Source organism: Paenibacillus taichungensis (genome assembly GCF_013359905.1).
Lineage (GTDB): Bacteria > Bacillota > Bacilli > Paenibacillales > Paenibacillaceae > Paenibacillus > Paenibacillus taichungensis.
In genome coordinates this window covers 952,178-977,324 of record NZ_JABMCC010000121.1, presented here as the reverse complement: position 1 = coordinate 977,324, position 25,147 = coordinate 952,178, and the positions used below count along the sequence as shown (strand labels likewise).

General features: G+C 46.3%; 27 protein-coding genes and 1 riboswitch. Of the genes, 3 read left to right on the top strand and 24 right to left on the bottom strand.

Annotated features, from left to right (window positions below; genetic code table 11):
- Window positions 1–38: 38 nt before the first annotated feature.
- The 6 genes from HP548_RS32320 to metA form a co-directional block, all read right to left on the bottom strand.
- On the bottom strand, window positions 39–1,052 hold the full coding sequence (locus HP548_RS32320; protein WP_175383953.1) for a zinc-binding alcohol dehydrogenase family protein: 1,014 nt from the start codon (window positions 1,050–1,052) through the stop codon (window positions 39–41).
- Complete coding sequence (locus tag HP548_RS32315; protein ID WP_175383952.1) at window positions 1,049–2,026, bottom strand: aldo/keto reductase; 978 nt, start codon at window positions 2,024–2,026, stop codon at window positions 1,049–1,051. Before HP548_RS32315 ends, HP548_RS32320 begins: the two co-directional genes overlap by 4 nt.
- 251 nt (window positions 2,027–2,277) lie before the next feature.
- A complete protein-coding gene (mqnC, locus tag HP548_RS32310; RefSeq protein ID WP_063564227.1) occupies window positions 2,278–3,414 on the bottom strand; it encodes a cyclic dehypoxanthinyl futalosine synthase in 1,137 nt (378 codons plus the stop codon).
- A 242-nt stretch (window positions 3,415–3,656) separates the two neighbouring features.
- Entirely contained in the window at window positions 3,657–4,850 is a 1,194-nt protein-coding gene (locus HP548_RS32305; protein ID WP_175383951.1) for a trans-sulfuration enzyme family protein, read from the bottom strand.
- Window positions 4,847–6,031, bottom strand: a complete 1,185-nt coding sequence (locus HP548_RS32300; RefSeq protein WP_076289906.1) for an aminotransferase class I/II-fold pyridoxal phosphate-dependent enzyme — start codon at window positions 6,029–6,031, stop codon at window positions 4,847–4,849. The genes HP548_RS32305 and HP548_RS32300 overlap by 4 nt, the downstream gene beginning before the upstream one ends.
- A 24-nt stretch (window positions 6,032–6,055) precedes the next feature.
- Complete coding sequence (metA, locus tag HP548_RS32295) at window positions 6,056–6,973, bottom strand: homoserine O-acetyltransferase MetA (protein ID WP_063564335.1); 918 nt, start codon at window positions 6,971–6,973, stop codon at window positions 6,056–6,058.
- Window positions 6,974–7,207: 234 nt separating this feature from the next.
- Window positions 7,208–7,332: riboswitch (SAM riboswitch) on the bottom strand.
- Between the two features lie 453 nt (window positions 7,333–7,785).
- Here metA and corA point away from each other — a divergent pair.
- Entirely contained in the window at window positions 7,786–8,721 is a 936-nt protein-coding gene (gene corA, locus HP548_RS32290; protein WP_053780458.1) for a magnesium/cobalt transporter CorA, read from the top strand.
- Between the two features lie 93 nt (window positions 8,722–8,814).
- Here corA and HP548_RS32285 read toward each other — a convergent pair whose 3' ends face one another.
- The 8 genes from HP548_RS32285 to HP548_RS32250 form a co-directional block, all read right to left on the bottom strand.
- Window positions 8,815–9,816 carry an HRDC domain-containing protein gene (locus HP548_RS32285; RefSeq protein WP_099854848.1) on the bottom strand — a complete coding sequence of 334 codons (1,002 nt, stop codon included), beginning with the start codon at window positions 9,814–9,816 and terminating at the stop codon, window positions 8,815–8,817.
- 184 nt (window positions 9,817–10,000) lie between these two features.
- Complete coding sequence (locus tag HP548_RS32280; protein WP_063564224.1) at window positions 10,001–10,879, bottom strand: ROK family protein; 879 nt, start codon at window positions 10,877–10,879, stop codon at window positions 10,001–10,003.
- A gap of 71 nt (window positions 10,880–10,950) precedes the next feature.
- The gene (locus tag HP548_RS32275) at window positions 10,951–11,646 is read right to left on the bottom strand and encodes an MOSC domain-containing protein (protein ID WP_175383950.1); all 696 of its coding nucleotides are present in this window, start codon (window positions 11,644–11,646) and stop codon (window positions 10,951–10,953) included.
- A 29-nt stretch (window positions 11,647–11,675) separates the two neighbouring features.
- On the bottom strand, window positions 11,676–12,782 hold the full coding sequence (locus HP548_RS32270; protein ID WP_217504877.1) for a phosphodiester glycosidase family protein: 1,107 nt from the start codon (window positions 12,780–12,782) through the stop codon (window positions 11,676–11,678).
- A gap of 5 nt (window positions 12,783–12,787) precedes the next feature.
- Window positions 12,788–13,681, bottom strand: a complete 894-nt coding sequence (locus tag HP548_RS32265) for a 5'-3' exonuclease (protein WP_072734037.1) — start codon at window positions 13,679–13,681, stop codon at window positions 12,788–12,790.
- A 173-nt stretch (window positions 13,682–13,854) separates the two neighbouring features.
- Complete coding sequence (locus HP548_RS32260) at window positions 13,855–14,220, bottom strand: arsenate reductase family protein (protein ID WP_175383948.1); 366 nt, start codon at window positions 14,218–14,220, stop codon at window positions 13,855–13,857.
- Window positions 14,221–14,568: 348 nt separating this feature from the next.
- The gene (locus HP548_RS32255) at window positions 14,569–15,552 is read right to left on the bottom strand and encodes an RluA family pseudouridine synthase (RefSeq protein WP_175383947.1); all 984 of its coding nucleotides are present in this window, start codon (window positions 15,550–15,552) and stop codon (window positions 14,569–14,571) included.
- Complete coding sequence (locus HP548_RS32250; protein ID WP_076289912.1) at window positions 15,549–16,130, bottom strand: cob(I)yrinic acid a,c-diamide adenosyltransferase; 582 nt, start codon at window positions 16,128–16,130, stop codon at window positions 15,549–15,551. The genes HP548_RS32255 and HP548_RS32250 overlap by 4 nt, the downstream gene beginning before the upstream one ends.
- 226 nt (window positions 16,131–16,356) lie before the next feature.
- Here HP548_RS32250 and HP548_RS32245 point away from each other — a divergent pair, with 226 nt between their 5' ends.
- Entirely contained in the window at window positions 16,357–16,968 is a 612-nt protein-coding gene (locus HP548_RS32245) for a DedA family protein (RefSeq protein ID WP_076289913.1), read from the top strand.
- 103 nt (window positions 16,969–17,071) lie between these two features.
- Here the strand turns inward: HP548_RS32245 and HP548_RS32240 are convergent, their stop codons facing one another.
- The 7 genes from HP548_RS32240 to HP548_RS32210 form a co-directional block, all read right to left on the bottom strand.
- Window positions 17,072–17,608, bottom strand: coding sequence for a bifunctional adenosylcobinamide kinase/adenosylcobinamide-phosphate guanylyltransferase (locus tag HP548_RS32240; RefSeq protein WP_072734039.1), 537 nt, complete (start codon window positions 17,606–17,608; stop codon window positions 17,072–17,074).
- A gap of 37 nt (window positions 17,609–17,645) precedes the next feature.
- Entirely contained in the window at window positions 17,646–18,197 is a 552-nt protein-coding gene (locus HP548_RS32235; protein WP_175383946.1) for a type 2 periplasmic-binding domain-containing protein, read from the bottom strand.
- A 161-nt stretch (window positions 18,198–18,358) separates the two neighbouring features.
- Entirely contained in the window at window positions 18,359–18,625 is a 267-nt protein-coding gene (locus tag HP548_RS32230) for an aspartyl-phosphate phosphatase Spo0E family protein (protein ID WP_053780449.1), read from the bottom strand.
- 145 nt (window positions 18,626–18,770) lie between these two features.
- Entirely contained in the window at window positions 18,771–19,979 is a 1,209-nt protein-coding gene (locus HP548_RS32225; RefSeq protein WP_090895166.1) for an aminotransferase class I/II-fold pyridoxal phosphate-dependent enzyme, read from the bottom strand.
- A 13-nt stretch (window positions 19,980–19,992) separates the two neighbouring features.
- On the bottom strand, window positions 19,993–20,493 hold the full coding sequence (locus HP548_RS32220) for an Lrp/AsnC family transcriptional regulator (protein ID WP_024628343.1): 501 nt from the start codon (window positions 20,491–20,493) through the stop codon (window positions 19,993–19,995).
- A 158-nt stretch (window positions 20,494–20,651) separates the two neighbouring features.
- Window positions 20,652–21,047 carry a spore coat protein gene (locus HP548_RS32215; RefSeq protein WP_076289917.1) on the bottom strand — a complete coding sequence of 132 codons (396 nt, stop codon included), beginning with the start codon at window positions 21,045–21,047 and terminating at the stop codon, window positions 20,652–20,654.
- 35 nt (window positions 21,048–21,082) lie between these two features.
- Window positions 21,083–21,316 (bottom strand): hypothetical protein, encoded by a 234-nt coding sequence (locus HP548_RS32210; RefSeq protein ID WP_063564215.1) that lies wholly within the window; start codon window positions 21,314–21,316, stop codon window positions 21,083–21,085.
- A gap of 100 nt (window positions 21,317–21,416) precedes the next feature.
- Here HP548_RS32210 and HP548_RS32205 point away from each other — a divergent pair, with 100 nt between their 5' ends.
- The gene (locus HP548_RS32205) at window positions 21,417–22,637 is read left to right on the top strand and encodes an NAD(P)/FAD-dependent oxidoreductase (protein ID WP_175383945.1); all 1,221 of its coding nucleotides are present in this window, start codon (window positions 21,417–21,419) and stop codon (window positions 22,635–22,637) included.
- Window positions 22,638–22,693: 56 nt separating this feature from the next.
- Here the strand turns inward: HP548_RS32205 and HP548_RS32200 are convergent, their stop codons facing one another.
- The 3 genes from HP548_RS32200 to HP548_RS32190 form a co-directional block, all read right to left on the bottom strand.
- Entirely contained in the window at window positions 22,694–23,908 is a 1,215-nt protein-coding gene (locus HP548_RS32200) for an MFS transporter (RefSeq protein ID WP_099854858.1), read from the bottom strand.
- Window positions 23,909–24,036: 128 nt separating this feature from the next.
- Window positions 24,037–24,603 (bottom strand): hypothetical protein, encoded by a 567-nt coding sequence (locus HP548_RS32195; protein ID WP_175383944.1) that lies wholly within the window; start codon window positions 24,601–24,603, stop codon window positions 24,037–24,039.
- 120 nt (window positions 24,604–24,723) lie between these two features.
- Window positions 24,724–25,101 (bottom strand): DUF350 domain-containing protein, encoded by a 378-nt coding sequence (locus tag HP548_RS32190; RefSeq protein ID WP_175384043.1) that lies wholly within the window; start codon window positions 25,099–25,101, stop codon window positions 24,724–24,726.
- Between the last annotated feature and the right edge of the window lie 46 nt (window positions 25,102–25,147).

Below are 25,147 nucleotides of genomic sequence, written 5' to 3'. Positions count from 1 at the left end.
CATTCAGGATCAGAGAGAGTTTTTTTCAGTTATTCTTTTTATAACTCCACTATCGCTTTCACTACATGCGAATCCGGTTGTAACCAGGTGTCGATCGAATCAGGCAATTGATCAAAACTCGTCCTGTGTGTGATGTAGCCGTCCATGTTCAACTTCTTCTCCCGCAAGATCGACATGACCTGTTCAAAATCTTCCCGTGTGGCGTTTCGGCTACCTAAAATGCTCATCTCACGCTTGTGAAAGTCTGGATCATGAAAGGAAATATCGGCTTTGACTAGTCCAACAAAGATTAATTGTCCACCATGAGCCACGTACTGGATGGCATTATTCATCGATTGCATGTTTCCTGTTGCATCAAAGACAGCCGTCGCATAGTCCCCATTCGTGATTTCAGCAACTTGCTGTGCCGCTTGTTCATTGGCCTGAACCATAGCATCCACTCCGGCCCATGTGCGGCTAAGTTCCAGCCTGTCCAGATTCCGGTCAATAGCAATGACCCGAGCACCCGCCTGTTTGGCAAATGCCATCACACCCAGACCAATAGGTCCAGCTCCAACGACAACAACCTGTTCACCAGGCCTTAGGGCTGCTCTTCTGACCGCGTGAGCACCAATACTGAGCGGTTCTACCATCGCAGTTTCATCCAGTGTAAGTCCTTCAGCTTGGATCAGATGGGAGACAGGCACAACGATTCTCTCTCGCATGCCGCCGTCCACGTGTACACCCATCACCTGCATGGACACACAACAATTCGTCTTCCCTGATCGACAAGCGATACAATGACCACAATGCAAATATGGAATAATACTAACCTGATCTCCCTTCTTCAGTCCCGCTTCATTGTCCCCAATTTCTTCAATAATTCCTGCAAGCTCATGACCCAGTACACGAGGATAGGTGAAAAAAGGCTGATTACCTTTGTAGGCATGCAGATCTGTGCCACAGATTCCAATTCGGCGGATGGTTACCAGCGCCTGTTTCTCGTTTCTTTCAGGTTCAGCTATGTCTCGCAACGCCAAACGATTTATTTCTTCACATATAACAGCTCTCATTCCTGTTCCCCCTCGGATGATGCTTGTGACTTCATGTTATGTTCAATGTTATATTCAGGGCGTCCGCTGGCCCAGCTCTCATTACGAATTGGAGCCAGAATACGCAGCACCTCTGATAACAGTTCCTGGTCTAATGGTTCCTCAATCCAGGCTGCATTGTTGCGGATATTATGTTCACTTGCACTGCTGACCAATGTTGTTGGAATCCGTTCATTGGCTGTTGCAAATTGCACGGCAAGCTTCGCAATATCAGTGCCCTGTTCCGCGCAGAACTGCGCCGCTTGCTGGCAGATCTGCTTCATGCGATCATCTGCCGGGTGCCAGGCAGGAGCTCCTCTTGTGCTTAATAAGCCCATAGAAAGTGGCGAAGCATTCACAAGGCCAACTTCTTTCTTTTCCAAAAGGGGCAGCAAGGACAGCAGTGAAGTATCATTTAATGCATAATGGCAGTAGGAAATGATGGCGTCAGCATCAATCTGTGGCAACACTGTTTCGAATAACGGCAGCGGTAAGCCACAAATCCCTGCATGGCGAATGACTCCCTGCTCTTTCAGGCGAAGCAAGGTTGGAAAAGCTTCTTCAATAATAATATCGGCCGGGACAAACTCAATGTCATGCAAGAACAGGATATCGATATAATCAGTATGCAGTCGACCCAGACTTTCTTGTACACTATCATGTATCCGCTTACGCGAAAAATCAAATGCATTCTCCCCATAACGTCCAGCCTTGGTCGACAACGTAAACGAGCTACGTGGCAAACTACGGATGGCTTCTCCAAGCACCGATTCAGCCTTCGTTAATCCATAATAGGGCGAAACATCTATATAGTTCATCCCTGCATCTACAGCGGCGTGAACCGTACGAACACCCTCACCTCGGTCAATATCACGAAATACTGAACCTAGAGAGGATGCTCCAAAGCTCAGCACAGGTACTTCCAGTCCAGTCTTACCAAGTCTTCTCGTTTTCATCGGCCTGCCCCTTCCCAGCATGTCTGCATACTCACGTGTTCTTTCATTGTAACAGTTGAATTTCAAACTAAAATATCGCCAAATGCGTATTATGTACTGTTTGATGATCTGTGAATTATCGCTTGGTGTGAAGTGAAATTAAAAAGTCCGCCGATTCCCCTTATAAAGGGTAATCAACGGACTTCATATCCACACTGACTGAATGAACTTATCCATTCATTTCATCAGCGTGATGTGCTATAAAATAAATATTAGTTCTGCATTACAAAATCTTGTTGAATGGCATTATTCTCATCAAACGTCCGCAGGATATCATATCTCGTGTTACGCTGTGCTGGAATATAACCGGACTCCCGAATCAGTTGCGTAATGGAACCAATGTTGACTTTGTACGTTGCGCCTGCAGCAGATACCACGTTCTCTTCAATCATGGTGCTACCAAAGTCGTTGCAGCCAAATTCAAGTGATTTTTTGCCGACTTCAGGTCCCATCGTTACCCATGAGGATTGAATGTTTTTGATGTTGTCCAATACCAGTCGGCTGATCGCTACCGTCTTCAGGTACTCTTCTGGCGTCTGACGCTCCAGCTTCAGGTTTGTGTTATCCGGTTGGAATGTCCAAGGAATGAACGCCAGGAATCCTTCAGAATCATACTTGTTCGCAATGCACTCATCCTGAGCTTCACGTACACGAAGCAGGTGCAGTGCGCGTTCTTCCATCGTTTCACCAAGGCCGATAACCATCGTTGCCGTTGTGTTCATACCGATACGGTGAGCTGTCTGCATAACGTCCATCCAATCACGCCATGAACCTTTCAGACGGCTGATTTTGCGGCGTGTACGGTCATCCAGGATTTCGGCACCACCACCAGGCAGAGAATCGAGTCCCGCTTCGTGAATTGCACGTACAACTTCTTCCAAAGTAAGACCGTCGGACACTTCAACCATTTTCATAATTTCGGCTGGCGAGAAGGAGTGCATCGTAATATTAGGGAAACGCTCCTTGATCGCTTTGAGCAGGTCGGTGTAATAACTAAACGGCAGATTCGGATTCGTTCCACCTTGCATCAGAATCTCGGTACCATTCACGTCTTCGGTTTCTTGAATCTTCTGGAAGATGACTTCATCGGGAAGTACATATCCTTCGTCAGAGCCAGGTCTGCGGTAGAAAGCACAAAAACGGCAGTACACATCACACACGTTCGTGTAGTTGACGTTACGCCCAATTACAAAAGTTCTGTATGGTTCGGGGTGCATGCGTTTTACAATCACGTTGGCGGCTGCCCCGATTTTGTCTACTTCATTGGATTCAAACAGCTGAATCGTGTCTTCCAAGTCCAAACGTTCGCCCCGAAGGGCTTTATCTAAGATACGGTCTACCGTACTCATCGTAAAAAAGCCTCCCTCATGAAGAGAAAATATAATCACGATCCGTCCCAACTTGCTCATATAGATGAAAGTTTTGGTGGCAACATCGCATTTCTGTACTCCACATATCGTAACACAGGTTACATGTGAAAAAAAGCACCTTATGAGCAGGTGCTTTAAAAATTAATAAAAATGTTTACATATGCCATCTATTTCATTTCTTTTTCAGCGGGCTCTAACACCCGTGTTTCAATACAGCCAACTTACGAATCCTGAAGTGCCTGATCCAGATCTGCAATCAGGTCATCGATGTCTTCCAGACCTACCGAGAAGCGCAGTAATCCGTCAGTTATACCTCGATCACGGCGAACCTCAGCCGGCATAGCCGCATGAGACATCATCGCAGGATAAGACAAGATACTTTCAACCGCACCCAGACTCACGGCAACAATTGGCAATTTCACACGGTTGAGTACAGCCTTGGCACGATCTCCCGACCCAACGTCAAACGACACGACAGCGCCGTAACCGCTTGACTGACGTTCATGAGCTTCACGGCCGGGATGATCCAGCAGCCCCGGATAAAATACAGCCGTAATATCACTGCGTCCACTAAGCCAAGCAGCCAGCTTCGCTGTGCTTTGTTCACTGTGTGCCATGCGCGCACCCAAAGTTTTCATGCCACGCATCAGCAGCCAGGATTCCTGGGCACCAAGCACGGTTCCAAGTCCATTCTGCAATTGTTTTAGCTGTGTACCCAATGAATCCGTACGAGCAACGGCTAAACCTGCCAGCACATCACTGTGCCCGCCAAGGAACTTGGTCGCACTATGTACGACAATATCCACACCAAGCTCGATCGGCCGTTGGTAATAAGGCGTCATGAAGGTGTTATCGAGAATGGAGATTAGTTCATGTTCCTTTGCCCAGGAGGTGACCGCAGCAATATCCGTGATCCGAAGTGTCGGGTTGGATGGTGTCTCCATATAGACTGCCTTCGTGTTCGGTTTGAGCGCTGCCTTTACTTCCTCAATATTGGTCATATCCACAAAGGTAGTCTCAATCTGCATCCGGCTCAGAATGGAAGTAAGCAGTCGATACGTTCCTCCATATACGTCTTCCGTCACAATCATGTGATCGCCTGACGAGAACATCATGAACACACTGGAGATGGCAGCCATTCCTGAGGAATAGGCAAATCCACGTGCCCCACCTTCCAATAATGTAATGTAATCCTCCAATGCCTGACGAGTCGGGTTACCGGAACGACTATAATCATGTTGGGGTGGATTAAAAATATCAAAATGATGGAATGTGGAGGCCTGGTAAATTGGCACACTGGAAGCCCCGGTGGTTTTATCGATTTCGTCACCGAAATGCAGCAGCTTGGTATCGAACTTCAGGTCGGAATGAACATTCCGTTCATGATTGTTGGCATTATTGTTTTGCTCACTCATGATGCGGTTCCCCCTTCTATCTCCTGTTGTGCAGCTGTGAGTGCATTGCCCAGATCGGCAATCAGATCTTCGGCATGCTCGATCCCTACTGAGAAGCGCAACAGACGGTCATCTACACCTACAGCGTCACGAATTTCAATCGGAATATCCGCATGGGTCTGCACCGCAGGATAAGTCATCAATGACTCTACACCCCCGAGGCTTTCCGCAAAAGCAATCAGTTTAATGTGACGAAGCAATGGTTCAACATAACGAGCATCCTTTACCTTAAAGGAGAAAATGCCTGTATTTCCACTGGATTGTTTATTCTGTATTTCAAATCCGGGATGATCCGACAAACCAGGATGATACACTTCATTAACGGCTGGGTGCTCCAAAAGGTACTTGGCAATCGTCAGAGCATTATACTCATGCCGCTCCATGCGAAGAGCGAGTGTCTTCATGCCTTTCATCAGCTGATAGGAGTCACTTGGAGACAATACGGCTCCAATGGAATTGTGCAGGAATGCCATTTCGGCCGACAATTCCTCACCTTTGGTAATAATTAATCCGGCAAGTACATCATTATGACCACCCAGATACTTCGTGGCACTATGAATGATGATATCAGCACCGAGTTCAATTGGACGCTGGAAGAACGGAGTCAGTAGTGTATTATCCACAATGGTGAGCAAGTTGTGGCTCTTGGCCCAGGAGCATACCGCTTCTACATCCGTAATCATCATTAGTGGATTGGTTGGTGTTTCAATAAATACCGCTTTTGTATTTGGTTGACGAATATTTTCTAGAGCTGCCAAGTCATTAGTATCAACGTAACTTGCCGTCACACCAAATCGAGACAGGATGCGTTCAAGCAAACGATACGTTCCGCCGTACAGATCCAGCGATACAATCAGATGATCCCCTTGTCCGAATAAAGCGAAAATCGTTTGCAAAGCAGCCATGCCGGAGCTACAGGCAAAACCTGCATCACCGGATTCCAACGCTGCCGCTGCTTCTTCCAACACTTTACGGGTTGGATTGGTCGTACGAATATAATCAAATCCCGTGCTTTGTCCAAGCTTTGGGTGGCGAAACGCAGTGGATTGATAGATCGGAAAATTAATGGCGCCCGTTACCGGTTCATTGATAGACCCAATTTGGGCCAATCGACTTTCGATTTTCAACTTGTTGTCTTCCATTGCAGCATCCTCCTGTAATGTCGATTAAATTTGCGGACCAATATCGTAAGGTGTCTCTTGATACACATAGTAATTGAGCCAATTAGAGAATAATAAGTTTGCATGTGCTCGCCAAGTGGCCGGGGGAACACGGGAAGGATCGTCATTCGGGAAATAATGTCTAGGCAGCGCAATGTCCATACCTTTAGCTGCATCACGGTCATATTCCCATTTCAATGAAAGCGGGTCATACTCGGCATGTCCGGTTGCAAAAATCTGTTTGCCGTCTTTGGTAGCAACGAGGAAAATACCCGCTTCCTCTGATTCAGCCAATATTTCAAGGTTTTCATTTTTTTCAATATCTTCACGTCGCACTTCCGTATGGCGGGAATGCGGGACGTTGAATACTTCATCAAATCCGCGCAGCAGCTGCACATTGGATCTGTTGATCGTATGTGAGAATACGCCAAAACATTTTTCATCCAGCGGAACTTTGGGAACTCCGAAATGATGGTATAACCCCGCTTGGGAAGCCCAACATATATGCATGGTCGAAGTCACATTGGTTTTGGTCCATTCGAAGATCTCCTGGATTTCTTTCCAATAGTTCACGTCTTCAAAGTCCATTTGCTCTACAGGAGCACCTGTAATGATCATGCCGTCAAAACGGCGGTGTTCGATCTCATCAAAGGTTTTGTAGAACAAGTCCAAATATTCCTGGGAAGTGTTCTTGGACGTATGAGACTTCGGATGAACCAGAACGATATCTACCTGAATTGGTGTGTTACCCACCAGACGAAGCAATTGAGTTTCTGTCGTTTCCTTTGTGGGCATCAGGTTTAATATAGCGATACGTAGTGGACGAATGTCCTGCTGGTAAGCAGATGTCTCGTCCATGACAAAGATGTTCTCTCCTGCAAGTACTTCTTTGGCAGGCAGTGTGTCTGGAATTTTGATTGGCATGGTGGTTCTAACTCCTCCTTGTGCATAAATAGATGCAGCCACTGCGGACTCGATACGATTCGCATCCGTACAGTTTTAGGCTGCCATGAGCTTGCCTGCAGGCGCTGAATTGCAACCACATTGCTGGCGGCAAGCTCAAGTTCCTTAGCGAAAATCACTGCTGAGAAGTCGGTGCATATAACAAAGACCTTCCTCGGATTCCGAGAAAGGTCATATGTAAATAGATATGCGCCTCTCTCATCTCTCAGTTACAACAGTGCCACTTGGACACTTGGTCGCTGCAAGAATTAGCACCGTGCGGTATACCGCCGGTTGCCGGGTTTCATCGGGCCAGTCCCTCCACCTACTCTTGATAAGATTTCGCTTTATTCAATTGTAAAAACTAGTGTGGTTCACCTTTTACTTTAAGACATTAATCCCCTCACGTCAAGGTGTAGTTCAATGTCTGTTCCTCAGGATCGGAACCGTTCATCATCCGTTGTCATACACTGCTCCAGGGCGCGAAATCGACACATTTTTGCGCTTGAAAGGACCCTGTACCAGCGGTATACTAGACAAGTGTTATAAACCCTTATGTGAGAGGTGACATATTCAATGGATGGCGACCCGAGGCCTGACTGGCAGCCGAATTCCGACAAACTGCATAGAGAATTGATATCAGCATGCCGGCAGCGGGACGTTACTTCCGTTTGATTATAGAGCGAACGCAGTCCTGACTTCCAGGCTCCGCTGCCGACCGGCTGATCTGTTCTTTTTGCGCCCATATTGATGAAATCCGCCCATTTGGCGGGTGCAGAAGGAGTAGATGAATAATGAAAATCCGGTTGGTAAATAACGGTGTATTTATTCCGGTGGACGACATTCAGCAGGCGCTGACTCCACCAGCGGAGGGGTTTTACTGGATTGATGCGGACGTAGACGATTTGGCGGTACTTCAACCGCTGTTCATGATGCATGATCTGGCCGTGGAAGACTGTTTGAGTGACGAAGAACAACGTCCGAAGATTGAAATTTATGAGAGCCATTATTTTATTGTTATTAATAGCATTCGTTTTGATGATGAAGAGATTTTTTTACGTGCCGTCAACTTGTTCCTTGGCAGACACTTTATTATCAGTGTTACCAAACAGAAAGTCAGCGAATTGCGGACATTGAAACCGATCCTTTGGGAACAGGAAATTAGTACGCCAGATAAGCTGCTGTATCTGCTGGTTGACTTGATTGTTGATAATTATTTTACTGTCGGTGACCGAATTGAAGCGCGCATTGAGAAGCTTGAAGAGGACATTCTGATGCATACCAAGAAGTCACATCTGAATGAGATTATCGGGCTGCGCAGTGAGATTTTGTGGCTGAAGAAAGTGCTTGGACCTCAGAAAGAGGTCATTAACACACTCAATAAAAAAGATCTGCGTCTTATTGATGATCAACTGCAAAAGTATTTTAGTGACATTTATGAAAATGCTGTGAAAATATCCGAAACCTTTGAGACTTATCGCGACTTGATGGGGAACTTACGAGAAGCTTACCAATCCAGTATCGCCAACCGGGCGAATGAAATCATGCGTGTGTTCACCGCCATTACGACGGTGTTCATGCCGCTGACGGTTATCACTGGCATCTATGGGATGAACTTTACGAACATGCCCGAGTTGGACTGGAAGTATGGTTATTTTGTGGTTATTGGCCTGATGGTTACACTGGGCCTGAGTATGTTCTTTATTTTCCGCAAAAAAGATTGGGTTTGAAATAGCAAAAGACGAAGCGCTCCACTTCTGGAGACGTCTCGTCTTTTTTTTATTATCCGCTTAATGTATGACAACTAACGTCCTATTTCCAATCTAGCCTGCATTCTGCTCCGTCTCTGTGTGACGACGAAACCGGATGCGAATCATGCGCAGTCTTTCGTAGACCTGCTCCAGATTGCTCCCGCCAGGCTTCTCTTCTCCATACACCTTATGTAACACGGGCTTCAGGAACGTATCTCCCAGCTCCTCGTAGGCACTCCATACCGCCTCTTGCTCCTCTTCAGACATGACAGCAAGCTCCGCATCAAGTAGACAATCGGTGTCATACCCCTCCAAATCCAGTGTCTCCAACAGTTCAATTAGCTCCCGACGGGACAATCCGGAACGATTCACAATCTCCTCCAATGTATATCCTTCTTTCATACCCTCAAGTACCTGCTTCCGTGTGGTGAATCTGTCTAGCTCCTGCTTGTACTTCTGCTCTCTCTGTTTGTACAGCCAGCTCTCATATTCTTGTTCTTTCAGAACCGAGTACACCCAATCTAGCGGGAAAGATGTGGAACGTTCCAGTCCATTCGTAAGCTCCAGCCATTGCTCTCCGTACTCGGAAGCCTTGCTCTCCCCTACGCCAGGCAGTTGCATCAATTCATCGATGGTTTGTGGAACAAATGCACTGATCATGCGCAGCAACCGGTTCGTTGCAATAAAATAGGGGGCCTTCCGGTCAGACGCTGCTCTCTTCCTGCGCCATATGCACAGGTCCATATACAGCCCCTCATTGCCATATAATTCACTGTAGCAATGAAGACGTTGACCGCCATAACTGCGCGACTTCAAATCATCATTTTCGTGGAACAAACCTTGCAACAATGGACGATATCCTTCGCCCATCTGTATGGCTAACTGATGACGATACACATGCAACAGCTCGTCCCACGAACTGCCATCATACCAGATGGCATCCGTACGATCTCCTTCCTCATATCGGCTCCACCCCAGATGCCACGCCCCTTCTTCTTCACCAATCCACAGCTGCGCATGCTCTTCATTCTGACCTGACATTCTGGATAATCTGTTCATGAAAATGACTTCCATATCCTGTCCCTCCTTCAATAGTTCAGCTCGACACAGTCTGTATTGTGCTAAATTAAGCAGCACAAAAAAACACCTCTCCTGCAAAATCCTTGCAAGAGAGGTGCTTCCTCATTAACCGTGCTATGCTGTTGCTCATATATTACCACAATGGAAAAATTCGTCAACTACTTGTTTGTAAAGCTATTTACTTGTTCAAAGCTAGTTTCGCCAGGGCAAGTGAACCACACAACCCCGCATTATCGCCAAGTCCAGGTGAAACGACATACTGGTCAATTTCGGACTGAAGTGCAGGATGCTGAACGTATCCAGCGAGCAATTCCTGCAGTTTACTGCGAACCATTGGGAACAGATGCTCCTGCTTCATCACACCGCCACCCATTACAATTTTCTGAGGTGTGAGGATCAATACATAATTCATCAGAGCATGCGCCAGGTAATGTGCTTCAATCTCCCAAGCCTTGTGATCGGCTGGCAGTTCGTAAGCCGGTTGCTCCCAACGTTTATTGATGGCAGGACCTGCGGCAAGCCCTTCCAGACAGTCTCCATGATACGGACAGAACCCTTCATACGTATCCTCAGGATGTCTGCGTACAATGATGTGTCCCATCTCTGGATGTGACAATCCATGGACCATTTTGCCACCTACAACTGCGCCTGCACCAATACCCGTTCCGACAGTAATATACAGACAGCTATCTAGGCCTTGTGCAGCCCCCCAGGTTGCTTCCCCAAGCGCAGCACCGTTTACATCGGTGTCGAACGTCATCGGTACATCAAAGTGCTCTTTGAGCTTACCAATCAGGTTGTACTGACCCCAATGTGGTTTTGGTGTTGTTGTGATGTAACCATAAGTCGGGCTTCCTTCAATCGGATCAATCGGACCAAATGAACCTACACCTAATGCTTCAATACCTTTACCTTCAAAAAAAGCGATTACTTGAGCCATCGTCTCTTCCGGTGTCGTCGTTGGAAAACTTACGCGTTCAAGAACTTCTCCTTCTTCCGTACCGATACCACATACAAATTTGGTTCCTCCAGCTTCAATTGCGCCTAAAATCGTCATGTTAGTCACACTCCCAAGTAGTTTAAAATTAAAATGGATCTTCGAATCTGTTCTCTAAACAAGGGCATGAATTAATCCTGTTCAGCAGTTTCGAGCTTAGCCAGTCGCTTCAATAAGGTTTGCTTCCAGCTGTCGGCTAACGTTGGAATGTCCAGCAAAGCACGCATAGCAGCGACATCCTGCTTCCCCTGATGCATAATTCGATTAGCTTCCAGAATGGTCATTGATGCAGGATCCGTGCTTATTCGTCTGAAAGTTGCAGAAGGAGTTACCTCGCCCTCTTGCAACACCCGAAAATAAAATCCGGTATGCCCGCTATCCTGGAAATAAACAGGCAGCTCTTTGTAATCATACCGTGCACCAAGCTTGAAGCAAGGCTGTCTCGGCTGGCTGACCTGTACCGTGGCTTTCCCCAATTCATACACATCACCAATGCGGACTTCTTCCTCCATACAGCCTTCAACTGTCAGATTTTCTCCACAAGCTCCCCAGTCCAGCTTGCGATCCATCAGTTGTTCAAGCGCCGCATAGCGACTGTAATCGTATACACAAACCGCCTTGTCAGGCCCACCATGATGCTCCAGATCAGCCTGGGCATCCCCTGTCATTCCGGTGAATGACAGAAAGACCGGGCTGGATATGGGATGTTTCACAATGCCGCTCATCACTTCGCGCTTCTGGCCAGGCAAGGCCTGAACTTGCCCTACGTTTACAGCTAATACCGCCGTTTTGCTTTCATCTGGCTTCCGGTTATGTGTGAGTGTCATCTGATCCTACCTCCCATATTAGCTTTCTTTTAATGAACAGAGCCCCCAAAAACAAGTGTATTACTTAACAAGCGGCCCGGGGAAGTAAGCATTTTGCCGCCAGCATACATGCCAGAAGATGCACCACCATCCAGGTTCATTGCCTGTTTGGCTCCAAGCTTCTGCATGACAGCAGCCCATTCCTTAATTGTCGCTCCTGACACGGTAGCCAACATAACCGAACCGTCGGCCATTATGGCAATACCGCTTCTTGCGCCGGAGGCATTGAGAATTTTGGTATCCTTGAAGCCCTCACTTGCTGGATTTACGGCAACTTTGCCGTCTTTCACCAGACGTGGACCTGCGCCCACAGCGGTGACTACATCTTGCCAAGGGATCTCCGTGCCCGCTGCATTGGTGTACTTATAATTCATCTCTACAGTTGATCCAACGGTAAAGCGGTCGGACGAAGATTTCTGATTCCCCGTGAAGACCAGTACCGAGCCATTCTTCGGAATGGCTACATCGGTATTCGGTGCTTTCTTGGTGACAATCCCTTTCTCCATCACAACCGCCGTACCTCCTTTGAACCCGACTGTAGATCCCCGCTCTGGCGTGTATAACATCGTAATACTCGCATTCGCGGAAGGTGTTCGGTTAATAAAGGTCGCATACCAACTGCGTGATTTCCCTTCTTTATCTGTTACTTTACCCGTCAGGCTCACTTGAAGCGAATCCATGATGGCTGAGCCATCTTCCTTAAATCCAATCGTTGTTCCGTATCTTCCAATATGTATAACTTTGCCGTTTGCTATTAACATGCCGTATGGATCTGGAGCTCCGTTATACGCTTCAAAAAACGCTCCGTTAATGGCCGCTTGCGCGCCATATGCCTTAACAATCGAAGGTAATGTTGCAGTCTGACCAACCTGCTTCTTCGCTAATCCTACGGTAACTGGTGTACCCTTGGGAATACTAACCGTCTGCACGGTAAAACTGCGTCCTGCTGCTTTTACTTTCTGTACCTTGGTGCTAATTGTCGCTTTGGCATCTGCTGTCTGTGGAACACTCACTGCTCCTGAAAGGACTACAGGCAAAGCAAGGACGAGGGCCATAGCCCCTGTCCACCACTTTTTGCCCGTCCGTTTTGTCTGCATGCTACTCACCCTATTGCCACTCCCATCCAAGAGCCCAGGCTCTTCATCTCAAGTTGTTCGAACTTGTCCATCACCATATCCGGATCAAGACGCAATTCACATACATCCAGTGCACATGCTACCGGAACAGCACAGTGAATCTCTGCCAGTTTGCGGGACAGATGAAGCATGTCGAGATCATTCTCAATCTTGTTACGTACCGAAGGGGTAAGCTTATCCATATTGTCCAAAATACCTTCAATGGAGCCAAACTCCTGCACAAGTTTCAAAGCCGTCTTCTCCCCAATGCCCCGTACCCCAGGATAATTGTCACTGGCATCGCCCATCAGACCTTTCATGTCAATCACTTGACGAGGTGTCAGTTGTTTCTCCGTCATTAGAGATTCAGGCGTATACACCATGTAATTGCCATGACCTTTTTTCATAATAATAATGCTTGTGCGATCATCAATCAGTTGCAGCATATCATGGTCACCCGTAAGTACCATCACGTTCATATCCGTCTGCTCGGTGTAGTATTTGGCAAGTGTACCGATGCAATCATCAGCTTCATATCCTTGAGCGCCAATATTCGGAATGTTCAAACTATCCATCACTTCGCGAATCAGAGCAAACTGAGGAATCAGATCATCCGGAGCTTCCGGACGGTTCCCCTTGTACGCTGCATACTCTTCACCGCGAAACGTCTTGCCCCCCATATCCCAACAGCATACGACATGACTTGGCCCAAAGGTCTGAACCGCATCCCAGAAATAACGGATAAATCCGTATACTGCGTTGGTTGGCACGCCTGCCTTTGTACGTCTGATATATCCGCTTGCAGATGTTGCATAGAATGCACGGAACAACACCGCCATACCATCTACCAGCAACAAAGTAGGTTCATTACGTTGATTCACTTGAATTTGTTCTCTCCTGTCCTGTATCTAGCAAATAAAATATCGAACTAATTCTATCATTATAGCATAGTTCCGCCAAGGATCGACCAGCCAAAAAAGCCCTGAAATTTGAACATTCAGAGCCTTTTTCACCTTGGTTCATTTAACAATCAATGAAATCATTCGTCTATAAATTACGCGTTGTTCCATTCCTGCTCATACGTATCTTCCTTGAAACCTACGGTCACTTTGTGACCATCCGTAACGATTGGACGTTTAATCAGACGACCATTGGAAGCCAGCAAACGAATCTGCTCTTCTGTGGACAACCCCGGCAGCTTGTCCTTCAATTGCTGCTCCTTGTATACTTCCCCACTCGTATTGAAGAACTTCTTCACTTCAAGTCCGCTCTTCTGAATCAATTCCGTTAATTCTGTTTCGGATGGAGGTGTGTCGAAAATAGGGATTAATTCCAGCTCATGCCCCTGAGTTTCCAGCCATTTTACGGCTTTACGGCACGTGCCACATTTGGCATATTGATATACTTTTAGATTACTCATCGTTACTGGTCCTCCTAAAATTGCTCCGGTATCGGGTGCTCCGGTTTCGATTTCTCGCTTCCCTTGGTTTGCTTCGCAAATCCAAAAGTCGCTCCAAACCGATACCATCGCACTGTAAATTTAAACCTCTTTGCGAATGAGAAAAATGTCCATTCGGCTTTAGGATCAAAAGCCTAAAACATAAAATCTTACAACCTGAAAATATTAAAAATTAGCCTACGGCATTTTGTTCGGATGCAGTTTGCATACCTCACATGGGTTAAGGTAACTAACCGTTGACTTACAGCTGGCCACAAATGTACTCTGAGCTACTACACACAGCCGAATTGCAGGCTGTTTGATAGATTCCTACAACACTTCTCTCGGTGATGCCTCGGCATCCAAACGTGCCTCCAGGGCTGCCAAATCAGCGGGCAACGGGGCTTGGAACGTCATCCGACTTTGCAAAATGGGATGGTCAAACGCCAGCTCACATGCGTGCAATGCCTGACGGGCAATCCAAGTGTCTCGTTCATCTCGAACAGCCATGGTCTGCTCATCGATCTCATGCACAGGAAGGGTCTTGTACATCCGATCCCCAATTAAAGGGCAGCCAATCGATGTCATATGCACTCTTATTTGGTGGGTTCTGCCGCTCTCCAGCTTCAGGTTCACCGCACTGGCGCTTCCGCCCACCCACCTTGCAACGGTCGTGTATAACGTTCTTGCGGCATACCCGTCAGGTGTAACGATTCGACGATGCGGCTCTTCGGGATCACGATCAATCGGCCCATCGATGGCCCCCTCTTCTTGGGCAGGACTACCGTGCACAAAGGCAATATATTGTTTATCCACCGTTCCAGCGATCATCTGTTCAGACACATGCTGGTGCACATATGGATTTTTTGCGATTGCCAGCACACCCGATGTTTCCTGATCCAGTCGATGAATCGGTCTGAAACGGAAACGCTCGCCTTTGGACTTCCAATAATGGACAACCCCGTTTGCCAGTGTACCTGTGTAATGCCCATGTGTTGGATGTACGATGACACCAGAATCTTTGTTCACTATAAGCAAGTGCTCATCTTCATACAGTATCGTAAAGGGAATCGGCTCAGGTAAAATATCATCCGACTCTTCCTGTTCCATCCTGACTTCCAGGACGTCACCTGCGCTAACTTTGACGCTGATGTATACTCGCTCGCCATTCAACATAATTCCCTGCTCTGTAAGTTTGATTCTCGACAGGAGCTTGCGCGAAACCTGTAGGCGCCGCTGAAGCACGGTCTTCAGCAACCAGCCATCTTCATTTTCGGGAACCGTGTAAGTAAGTGGTGAATAATAATCGCTCATTCTTTGTCTTTGCGGCGGAATACTTTTTTGCTCCGCACATACTCAATGTCAGCTACCTGCTGTCTCGCATTGGCAGTCCGTGCTACAACGAAGAAATAATCAGACAGACGGTTCAAATAACGTCGTACAGAAGGGTTGATATCCGTATGCTGTCCGAGTGTTACGGCGCGGCGCTCAGCGCGGCGACATACTGTGCGGCAGACATGTAATGTGGAAGAGAGCAGACTGCCCCCAGGCAAAATAAACCGCTCCACCTTCGGATTTTCCGCATCATACAGATCTATCCATTGCTCAAGCCGGGTGACCATCTCATCCCGTACTTTATATTTGGTTTCGCTAATTTTTACAAAGGCGAGATCGGACCCGCAATCAAACAATTCTTGCTGAATTTCGAGCAAGTGTTCACGCAAATCCTCAAATTTCCCGTTTGCTTGATCAATAAAACTGATGGCTTGCCCAACAAAACAATTCAGCTCATCAATTGTCCCGTATGCTTCAACCCGATCATCGTCCTTGATGACCCGTCCACCAATGACTGAGGTTTGTCCCTCGTCACCTGTTCGTGTATATATGCCCATTGTAATCCCTCCTATTTTTAATATCATTCGCATGGTAGAACGCTGGGGTTAAATATAAATGCATGCCCTTCTAGAGTTTAACTTAATCAGTATACTTGACCTGCTATGAATACGGGAATGCTATTATTTTCAGAAACCAGTGAGATCCTTCACACGTATATATGAGTTGGTGTACTCTGCCGAGTATACGCCAAATCCTTGCAAACCAAAAGTAGAGGAGACGATTATGCAAAACTGGATAACCGATTTCATGGAACAATACGGCTACATAGGCATTGCACTCATTATTGCGCTTGAAAACGTATTTCCCCCCATCCCCTCCGAAATCATATTACCTTTTGGCGGCTTCATGACCACCTACACCAGCTTGACCCTTCCCGGTGTTATTCTTGCTGCTACCATTGGTTCTGTGCTTGGGGCAGTCATTCTCTATGGGATCGGACTACTGATTGATGTTAATCGGCTGGAGAAGATTGTAGAACGTTGGGGTCATATTCTGCGGATCAAAAAAGAAGATATCCACCGTGTCGATGCATGGTTTGACAAATATGGAATGTGGACCGTATTATTCTGTCGCATGGTCCCCCTTGTTCGCAGCCTGATTTCGATTCCTGCCGGCATGTCCAACATGAAATTTGGTTTATTCCTGCTCTTCACAACCATTGGAACACTGGCCTGGAATATTATTCTCGTCTCGGTTGGTGCGGCTCTCGGTGCGTCATGGGAGAGTATCCTGCACTTTATGGACGTGTACTCCCTGGTCGTATATGTACTTCTAGCGATTATTGTTGTGGGCTGTATAATTTGGTGGATCAGAAGAAATAAAACTCGGAAATAAAGAAATTTACACGCATCGCATTTGTCATAAAATAAAGCCTCCGCACCACATTTGTGGTGACAGAGGCTTCTTTAGGCTCGTCCATCGTTAACATAATGAAATGTTAATCTTCATAGCGCAGCCCTCGATCTTTGAGATCTACAGGCAGGCCAGATATTAACAGATACATCTGTTCCGAATGCGCCTGCAACGCCCGGTTAACTGACGCCATTCTTGCTGCAAAAATTCGTTCTTCCTCTGAAGGATACAAAGAGCCGTGCATTTCATTGGTAATCACAAGCAGTTTTCCCTGGTAAGACAGAAGGGCGTCCAGCAACAGCTGTGTCTCTGAACGCTGCTGATCCAGATCATCACTTGCCCTGAACCCGGCTGCCATCCATGCGGTCAGACTATCCACAATGACAATACGCTGATCTGCCAAGAAGAGATTGGATTCCCGATTAATCTGGTGAAGCACCTCCGTCAGGTGCTGGCCATTCCCAGCCTGGATGGCACGATAATGAGCGGATGGCAATTCGGGAATCACGGGATCATGATCACCAGTGGATAAATAGATGCCCTCCCGGCTAATCCGGGCTGCGTATCCAAGCGCAAATCGGGTTTTACCACTGCCTATGCCGCCTGTGACCGTAATTAGCAATCCGCTCCCCTCCTTCAGTAGCCATACTAGATTGCATTTACTCTGTCAGCGCCTTCAGCACTTTCTTGGATTCTTCGACACTAGACGCCGAAACTGGAATGGTAGCAAACAGATTTTGCGCAGCATAATCTACATCTTTGAACATTTTCATATCTTCCAGCGGAATGCCATAGAGATGTGATTCTGTCTTGATATCTGAACCGTCATCTCCTTCACCCTTTTCAACCAAGACCCCGCCTTCAAATACACCGCGCTTATACTTCTCCGCATCAAATGTATCATCCAGCGGAATATTGGAGCCGTTACTTCCGTACTGCTTCATATCAGCCTCAGGCAAAATGAAAATATCATGACCACCGGCCGCGTACTCTACCATAATTTTCTGCACATCATACATCGCACTGGTGATAACCTCCACCTTGGGCTCCTCGCCCAGCTTCTGCTGCAAATTAGCTTGCAACTGCTCCGAGATCACGGATGGATTTCCTTGGTTATCAATGATAAAAATTGTAAAACCGTCCTTACCGCCACAGCCAGCAAGCAGAAAAATCATAGAAATGATTGCGGCAAGCCCCCAAAATCTCTTCATTCCAGTTCCCCCTTTAGTCTCCTATGTACAATATATCACAATTGTTCCACGCAAAAAAATAACCCTGCCTATCCGAAGCAATCTATTCATAGATCAAAAAAAAGACCCCTGCCGGGTCTTCTTTGAATTGCATATGCGTAACGTTTCGATACAACGAAAAATTACTTTCCTTTGATCGGATTAGCCTTCATGTATTCATTAATCTTCAAATCTAGTAAACTGCTAATTTCAATTACAATATCGGATGTGAATGATTTCTCTTCAAGGAATATCTGTTCCATCTTGCGGCGTAGCATATGGATCTCATCTTCCAAGGAAACGTTATGCAAAGATGCGTGATCCGGTTTCACCGACCATCGGTCGCCATGATCGCCTTCTGCCAAATAATGCCCACGATTAGTCGGTAAATCATATTCAACACAAAACAAAGCCAACCCCTCCTTGGAAAAATTAGTTTCCAAATACAAGAAAAACATATTTCAAATTGAAATTATATCACAATATTTTGTAAAAGAAAGTTATTTTTTTCTAGTTTGAAAAATGTTCATATTACTCAAAGGCTTCTAATCCCTATTAACCCTCTTTTTGCAGTTTGTAAACAAAGTTTCCGATTCGTTCCAGTGCTTCATTCAATTGGGTCACCGATGTTGCATAGGAACAACGAAGAAACCCCTCACCTTGTGGACCAAATACATTACCCGGAACCGCCGCCACTTTATTTTCCGTTAGCAAACGCTCAGCAAACAGATCCGAACTCAGCCCCGTCTTCTGGATACTAGGAAATGCATAAAATGCTCCCTGGGGTTCATGACAGTCCAGCCCGATATCTCTAAAACCCTGCACGATAAGGCGTCTGCGCTGATTATAGGATTCAACCATTCTATCCTTCTCACCTAAACCGTTTGTCAATGCCTCAAGCGCGGCCACCTGTCCCATGGCAGGTGCACACATCACCGTATACTGATGAATTTTGAGCATGGCTGCAATTAGTTCAGGATGTCCGCACATATACCCGATCCGCCAGCCGGTCATGGCAAAAGCCTTGGAAAACCCACTCACCAAAATGGTTCGTTCCTTCATATCCGGAATCGAAGCGAAACTAACATGTTTTTGCGTATATGTCAGCTCAGCATAAATCTCATCCGCAATGACGATCAGGTCATGCTTTTTGATCACTTCAGCAATCGGTAACCATTCTTCATAGGTCATGATGGCACCTGTAGGATTGCTCGGATAACATAGAATAAGAACCTTGGACTTCGGCGTAATTCCCGCTTCCAGCGCCTCGGCAGTCAGTTTAAACTGATCCTTCGCATACGTTTCTACACCAACCGGTATACCTCCACCAATCGAAGCGATCGGTGAATATGCTACATACGAAGGTTCTGGAATCAGAATTTCGTCTCCGGGTACGATCAAGGCACGTAATGCCAAATCAATGGCTTCACTGCCACCAACGGTAACAATAATTTCGTCTTTTGGATCATACTTGGTATCAAACTGAGTATCCAGGTACTCGCTAATGGCTTCCCTCAGTTTCGGCATCCCTGCATTGGAAGTGTAACTGGTCATTCCTCTTTCGAGTGAGTACACACAAGCTTCACGCATATGCCATGGTGTTACAAAGTCCGGTTCACCTACACCCAGTGTGATGATATCTTTGTTATCGCCAACTAGATCAAAAAATTTGCGTATGCCGGATGGCGGTATCTGTTGAACCAATGGAGCCAAGTACGAAGTCATTTTCTTGTTGTTTCCTGTTGTCTGTTCATTCACTATCATGACACATCTTCCTTTACGGCGAGATCATGAGACGGTTGTCTTCCTGATGGTCTTCAAAAATAATCCCGTCCTGCTTATATTTTTTAAGAATAAAATTCGTTTTGGTTGAAAGTACAGAGTCAATCGGAGACAATTTCTCCGATACAAAATTAGCGACTTCACGCAGGTTGCCACCTTCTACTTCTACGAGCAGATCATATGCACCTGACATGAGATATACCGATTTCACTTGCGGATACAGATAAATGCGTTCAGCGATCCCTTCGAAGCCACGACCACGCTCAGGCGTAATCTGTACTTCAATCAAGGCTGTTACTTTCTCATCATCAATCTTGCTCCAGTTCACAACGGTTGCGTATTTTACAATCACGTGGTCCTGTTCAAGCTGGGCCACGGCGTTCTTGATCTTATCTTCCGACTCCCCCAGCAGCGTCGACAGCAGTGCGGGAGTCCTTCTCGCGTCTTCCTTCAACAAATCCAGAACTTTTAATTGCAGATCGTTCAGATCCTTCATGTCTTTCCCTCCAGCGTCATTCAGGTTCCTGAAAATGAATTAATACTTATATTACATGAATTCAACGATCATGCAAAGACAAAAACCGCCCGCCCTGAATTCGGGCAAGCGGTGGTATGGTCTGCAACAGTACCTGCTTCAAATCATAATGACAAAGGTTACATGTAATAAGGGTTACCGTAATTCGGTTGATGCTGGGGTACATTAGGCGCCTGGCTGTAAGCACTCGTCTGCGTATTCTTTTCCTGAATGAACTGTTGACATTTCTGTTGGGTCTGGTGGGCCGATTGAATCTGCTTGTCCACATCCTGGCGCAATGCCTTCGAACCTACCGAATACATGTTGTTCTGCTGCATCACATTGAACAGCTCACCTTGCAAACGGAGTGTATCATTGGTCAAGTCTGTGAACATCCGACGTGTAATAGGACAGGAAGCTTCGGTAGTTGCTGTCGTATATTCGCGCGCGGTTCGTCTTAAATCCGCAAGAATCGACTTCAACAAATCCTGCTCCTGCATAAATGATCCATTAGATGATAAAGATTGAGAATACACAAAGTTTCCTCCTATACGGTTAGATTCGGCTTCTATTACTGTGCTTGTGTTGGAGCAATAGATTGATGTTGCTGCAAAGCATTGACAAGTGTGTTCAGATGCTGTTCATGGGAACGAACATAGTGATTCAGTGCCTGCTGGATTTGCGGATTATGTGAGATGGAAGCTGTAGCCGCACACTGTTTGATTAGCAATTCTTCATTGGTTATTGAATCCGCAATATAATTTAACTCTTTCGGACTCAGCGCTTGCATGGATTGATTCTGCATATTCTGGTTGACCTCCTCGGCATTAAGTTATGCGCAATTATTGTTAACCCGGTCACTCAAAAGTATACTCACTTAATACATTCTTACTGAGGTGAATCCTATGGAACTTATAAATGGTAATCCATTCTGGCCTACCACATTACAATCAAATTCCAGTTATCCCATTCTCGAAACAAATCTCTCCTGTGATACCTTGATCATCGGAGGAGGCATGGGGGGGGCGCTCTCAGCCAAGCTCTTAACAGATCGTGGAATAGACACGGTTGTCATTGATAAAAGAAAAATAGGCACGGGGAGCAGCATGGCTAACACGGGATTGCTTCAGTATACCAATGACAAAACACTTACCTCGTGCATTAATACGTTTGGTGAGGAACAAGGGGTGAGATTTTATGAATTGTGCCGCAATGCGATGCAGCAGTTAAAGGAAGTCGTGTCGGGTCTTGAAATGGATACTTGGTTTATTCCTCGGACGAGTCTATACTGTGCCAGCACAGAAGACGATGTGACCAAACTGGAAGAGGAGTATCATACCCTGAGACGTTATGGATTTGAAGTAGAGTTATGGAATCAAGAGAAGATCGAGAGTCATTTCCCATTTAGCCGTTCAGCGGCTTTATATACATATGGGGATGCTGAAGTTAATCCTTACCGATTAGTGCATGCTCTTCTTCATTCGTCTGTACAAAAGGGCGCACGGGTATTCGAACAGACTGAAATGACACACTGTGACTTTAAGGAAGATGGCGTTGTCTGTTATACCCCCAATGGCACGATCAAAGCCAAAAATGTAATCTTCTCCACAGGTTATGAAACGCAGGAGATCAAAAATGATCGTGGTGCCTATTTACAGAGTACTTATGCGATTGCGACCAAACCATTGAATGACCTCAGCAACTGGTATAAGCAAAGCATGATTTGGGAAACATCTCGTCCTTATCTGTACATGCGGACAACACCAGATGGCAGGATTATTGCTGGTGGTCTCGATGAAAATACGCCTCATGAGGACCAGCGTGCTATTCGAGCTCTGAACAGAGCACGGGTTCTACTGGAGAGAGTTGCGGAGTATTTTCCACTGCCAGACCTCGAAATTGATTATGCTTGGGAAGCCACTTTTGGCAATACACATGACGGACTTCCCTTTATCGGACCGCATCCGGAGTATCCACACTCCTATTTCCTGGAAGGATATGGCGGTAATGGTACCGTATACAGCATGATTGCTGCATCCATCTTAACGGATACTATAACAGGGAAAGAGAATAAGGATCTGGAACTTTTCTCATTAACCAGAACGAGTAAACCCTCTCCCCTCTAATCGAAAAAAAAGGGTACGCGCTCAGGAATGAACTCCTGAGCCGTCCCCTTTTTTTGCTACACAGAAGGTCCTTGTTGATCCCAATGTCCAAGTATTTTGCGCATAAATATCCAGCCAATGAGCGGGAAAGCTCCAAGTGTCACAATAAGCCAGGTTAACGTTTGTAACGAAGGGCCATTCATAACCGTCAGAATAAATACAGCAAGGCCAAATAAACGACCGACCATCAAACAAAGCTCCCTTAATACGACAAGTTCAACCCTTTTCTCTACATTTTCGCCGTTCGCCCCCATCAGGTCGAATCCTGCCGAAATCATCGGCAAAATATACAACGGCATCGACAAGGCAGATCCAATTCCCATAATTAAAAGCGTACCATAACTGACCTTCCATAATAGCGGAATCAACACGATGAATAACAATATCGCACCGGCTAACATCCCCCTGGACCTGTATTGCGGCTTAAACCATTTTCCTGCAGCCCAGTAACTCACCAGTGCTACGGCAGAAGTGATTAGTGAGAACTGCCCAAGCTTATATTCCTGCTTAGTTGCCACATAGACGAGCAACGCAATCAGAAAGGCAAATACGCCTTCTCGCACGCCTTGCGCAAACAATCCCATGCCAAGCGGCCTCCATGCGCTATCTTTGGCAGACAGCTGTCGCCACGGTTCAGACCAGCGGTATGTTCCGCTGACCTCCCTTTTTTTCAGAAAAAAACTGAACACAACGGCAATCACATAAATTACCAACGACACCGTAAAAATAAGGCGATAACCCGAATTATCAACCATCCGTGAAATAATTAGACCTGAGAACCAAGGACCGATAATACCTGTCATCGAACCCAGTAAACCCACCCAACCATTGAACAGGTCCCGATTCTCCCGGTCAGTCACCTCAAAATAAACCACATTGAACGCAATCCAGAACAATCCCAGTGCACATCCAAACAAAATCCCCAGAGGCCATATCCAGTCAACCGCTTTTGGCCCTGCCCATAACACAAGCATGTAAAAAATACCTGACAAGGCTGTTCCCAAGCGCAACGCACTCATTTTGTTATGTTCCTTGACCCACTTTCCCGCAAGCCAAAAAGTGAGTCCCAGTGCAATTTGTTGGCTTATCGTGAACCATCCCAGCATGGCGTAATCCGGGCGGCTTTTCCATAGATACACGTTCAGAAACGTCCCCGACAAAGCTCCGGCTAACACAAACAATCCATTCACGCCTAGTAGCAGAATGGATTGTCGGCCCAGAGAAATCTTCATCTGCTCCCTCCTTATTCCACCTGAAGTCAGCACTTCACAGGCAAGGTCTCAGGGTTAACGTACCCCAAGCAGAAGGAAAACATGATGAATTTTCGGAATATTATATATTTTCAGAGCAGTATACTCCCTTATTTCCGCGCACTCAAATTCTGGATCAGACGCAGACGGTCATCCTCGGACAGGTTATATTGAACCTGGAAGCAGCCTGAGCATACATACATTTGTACAGAGAACGGCGCATCAAGCAACGAATCCGTACCAGTTACGGCATTGGCAACAGGATTGAACGTATCCTTGCTTGCCTTCTGTGTACCCGTAAGAATCATGAATTCACGGCAGTGTGGACATTCTGGAACTTCTTCTTGCAAATCAAGTTGCTTCTCCACGCCTTCTTCGTATTGAATCAGATCATTGCCCTCATCCGCATACTTCGTCAATGTGCGAAGCTCCGGCATTTTCAGCTCTACTTCATCACCCCACAGATTGGCGAGATCGGTAGTTTGTTCATCGTCCTCAACTTCATCCATATCATAGATGTCTTCCTCAGATTCATTGTTCTCTTCATCACCGATATTGATGTTTAGTGTACGGTATCCCTTTAATTCATTGTGACAGTAAGGGCATTCTTCTTCAGGACCTAGCTCCTCATCCCATACAATCTCGGTGTGGCACCATGGACATACTGTTGGTTCCATATTGAATCAACCTTTCTCTTTCGAATAATCATGTGTTTAAAACATAAATGACGCCAATGGCAAAAAATACAATCGATGCAGCAAACAGAATCCGTATCAATATTTTCATGAACGGTCCCCCTACATGATGCTCGCGCCAATAACAAATGACAACGAGACGGAAATAATCATAGATATCAATCCAACGGCCCGGTTATCCGCTTCAATCTCCTTGTCAATGGAGAACACCGGTGTCAGAAACTCGAATAGAAAATAGGCAATGAGCAGAAGGACAAATCCTACAAATGACCACGTCATCGCTTCATACACCGATGATTTGGTCTGAATGCAGAAATGAAGCACGTTGCAGATTCCAAAGATTTTGCCTCCTGTAGCCATCGCAACCGCCACATTGCCCTTCTTGATTTCATGCCAGCATTTGTACTTGGTCACCAGTTCAAAGCAAGCCAGAAATACAAGCAGCTCCATAATCGCTACGGAGAAAAATCCGAGCACCATCCCCAAGGGATGAGACAGCAATTCGTCAATCGTCCCTTTCACTCAC

Excerpts from the sequence above, each read along its gene's own strand:
- HP548_RS32320 (WP_175383953.1), bottom strand. The coding sequence starts at position 1,052 with ATGAGAGCTGTTATATGTGAAGAAATAAATCGTTTGGCGTTGCGAGAC.
- HP548_RS32315 (WP_175383952.1), bottom strand. The coding sequence starts at position 2,026 with ATGAAAACGAGAAGACTTGGTAAGACTGGACTGGAAGTACCTGTGCTG.
- mqnC (WP_063564227.1), bottom strand. The coding sequence starts at position 3,414 with ATGAGTACGGTAGACCGTATCTTAGATAAAGCCCTTCGGGGCGAACGT.
- HP548_RS32305 (WP_175383951.1), bottom strand. The coding sequence starts at position 4,850 with ATGAGTGAGCAAAACAATAATGCCAACAATCATGAACGGAATGTTCAT.
- HP548_RS32300 (WP_076289906.1), bottom strand. The coding sequence starts at position 6,031 with ATGGAAGACAACAAGTTGAAAATCGAAAGTCGATTGGCCCAAATTGGG.
- metA (WP_063564335.1), bottom strand. The coding sequence starts at position 6,973 with ATGCCAATCAAAATTCCAGACACACTGCCTGCCAAAGAAGTACTTGCA.
- corA (WP_053780458.1), top strand. The coding sequence starts at position 7,786 with ATGAAAATCCGGTTGGTAAATAACGGTGTATTTATTCCGGTGGACGAC.
- HP548_RS32285 (WP_099854848.1), bottom strand. The coding sequence starts at position 9,816 with ATGGAAGTCATTTTCATGAACAGATTATCCAGAATGTCAGGTCAGAAT.
- HP548_RS32280 (WP_063564224.1), bottom strand. The coding sequence starts at position 10,879 with ATGACGATTTTAGGCGCAATTGAAGCTGGAGGAACCAAATTTGTATGT.
- HP548_RS32275 (WP_175383950.1), bottom strand. The coding sequence starts at position 11,646 with ATGACACTCACACATAACCGGAAGCCAGATGAAAGCAAAACGGCGGTA.
- HP548_RS32270 (WP_217504877.1), bottom strand. The coding sequence starts at position 12,782 with ATGCAGACAAAACGGACGGGCAAAAAGTGGTGGACAGGGGCTATGGCC.
- HP548_RS32260 (WP_175383948.1), bottom strand. The coding sequence starts at position 14,220 with ATGAGTAATCTAAAAGTATATCAATATGCCAAATGTGGCACGTGCCGT.
- HP548_RS32255 (WP_175383947.1), bottom strand. The coding sequence starts at position 15,552 with ATGAGCGATTATTATTCACCACTTACTTACACGGTTCCCGAAAATGAA.
- HP548_RS32250 (WP_076289912.1), bottom strand. The coding sequence starts at position 16,130 with ATGGGCATATATACACGAACAGGTGACGAGGGACAAACCTCAGTCATT.
- HP548_RS32245 (WP_076289913.1), top strand. The coding sequence starts at position 16,357 with ATGCAAAACTGGATAACCGATTTCATGGAACAATACGGCTACATAGGC.
- HP548_RS32235 (WP_175383946.1), bottom strand. The coding sequence starts at position 18,197 with ATGAAGAGATTTTGGGGGCTTGCCGCAATCATTTCTATGATTTTTCTG.
- HP548_RS32225 (WP_090895166.1), bottom strand. The coding sequence starts at position 19,979 with ATGATAGTGAATGAACAGACAACAGGAAACAACAAGAAAATGACTTCG.
- HP548_RS32220 (WP_024628343.1), bottom strand. The coding sequence starts at position 20,493 with ATGAAGGATCTGAACGATCTGCAATTAAAAGTTCTGGATTTGTTGAAG.
- HP548_RS32210 (WP_063564215.1), bottom strand. The coding sequence starts at position 21,316 with ATGCAGAATCAATCCATGCAAGCGCTGAGTCCGAAAGAGTTAAATTAT.
- HP548_RS32205 (WP_175383945.1), top strand. The coding sequence starts at position 21,417 with ATGGAACTTATAAATGGTAATCCATTCTGGCCTACCACATTACAATCA.
- HP548_RS32200 (WP_099854858.1), bottom strand. The coding sequence starts at position 23,908 with ATGAAGATTTCTCTGGGCCGACAATCCATTCTGCTACTAGGCGTGAAT.
- HP548_RS32195 (WP_175383944.1), bottom strand. The coding sequence starts at position 24,603 with ATGGAACCAACAGTATGTCCATGGTGCCACACCGAGATTGTATGGGAT.
- HP548_RS32190 (WP_175384043.1), bottom strand. The coding sequence starts at position 25,101 with ATGGTGCTCGGATTTTTCTCCGTAGCGATTATGGAGCTGCTTGTATTT.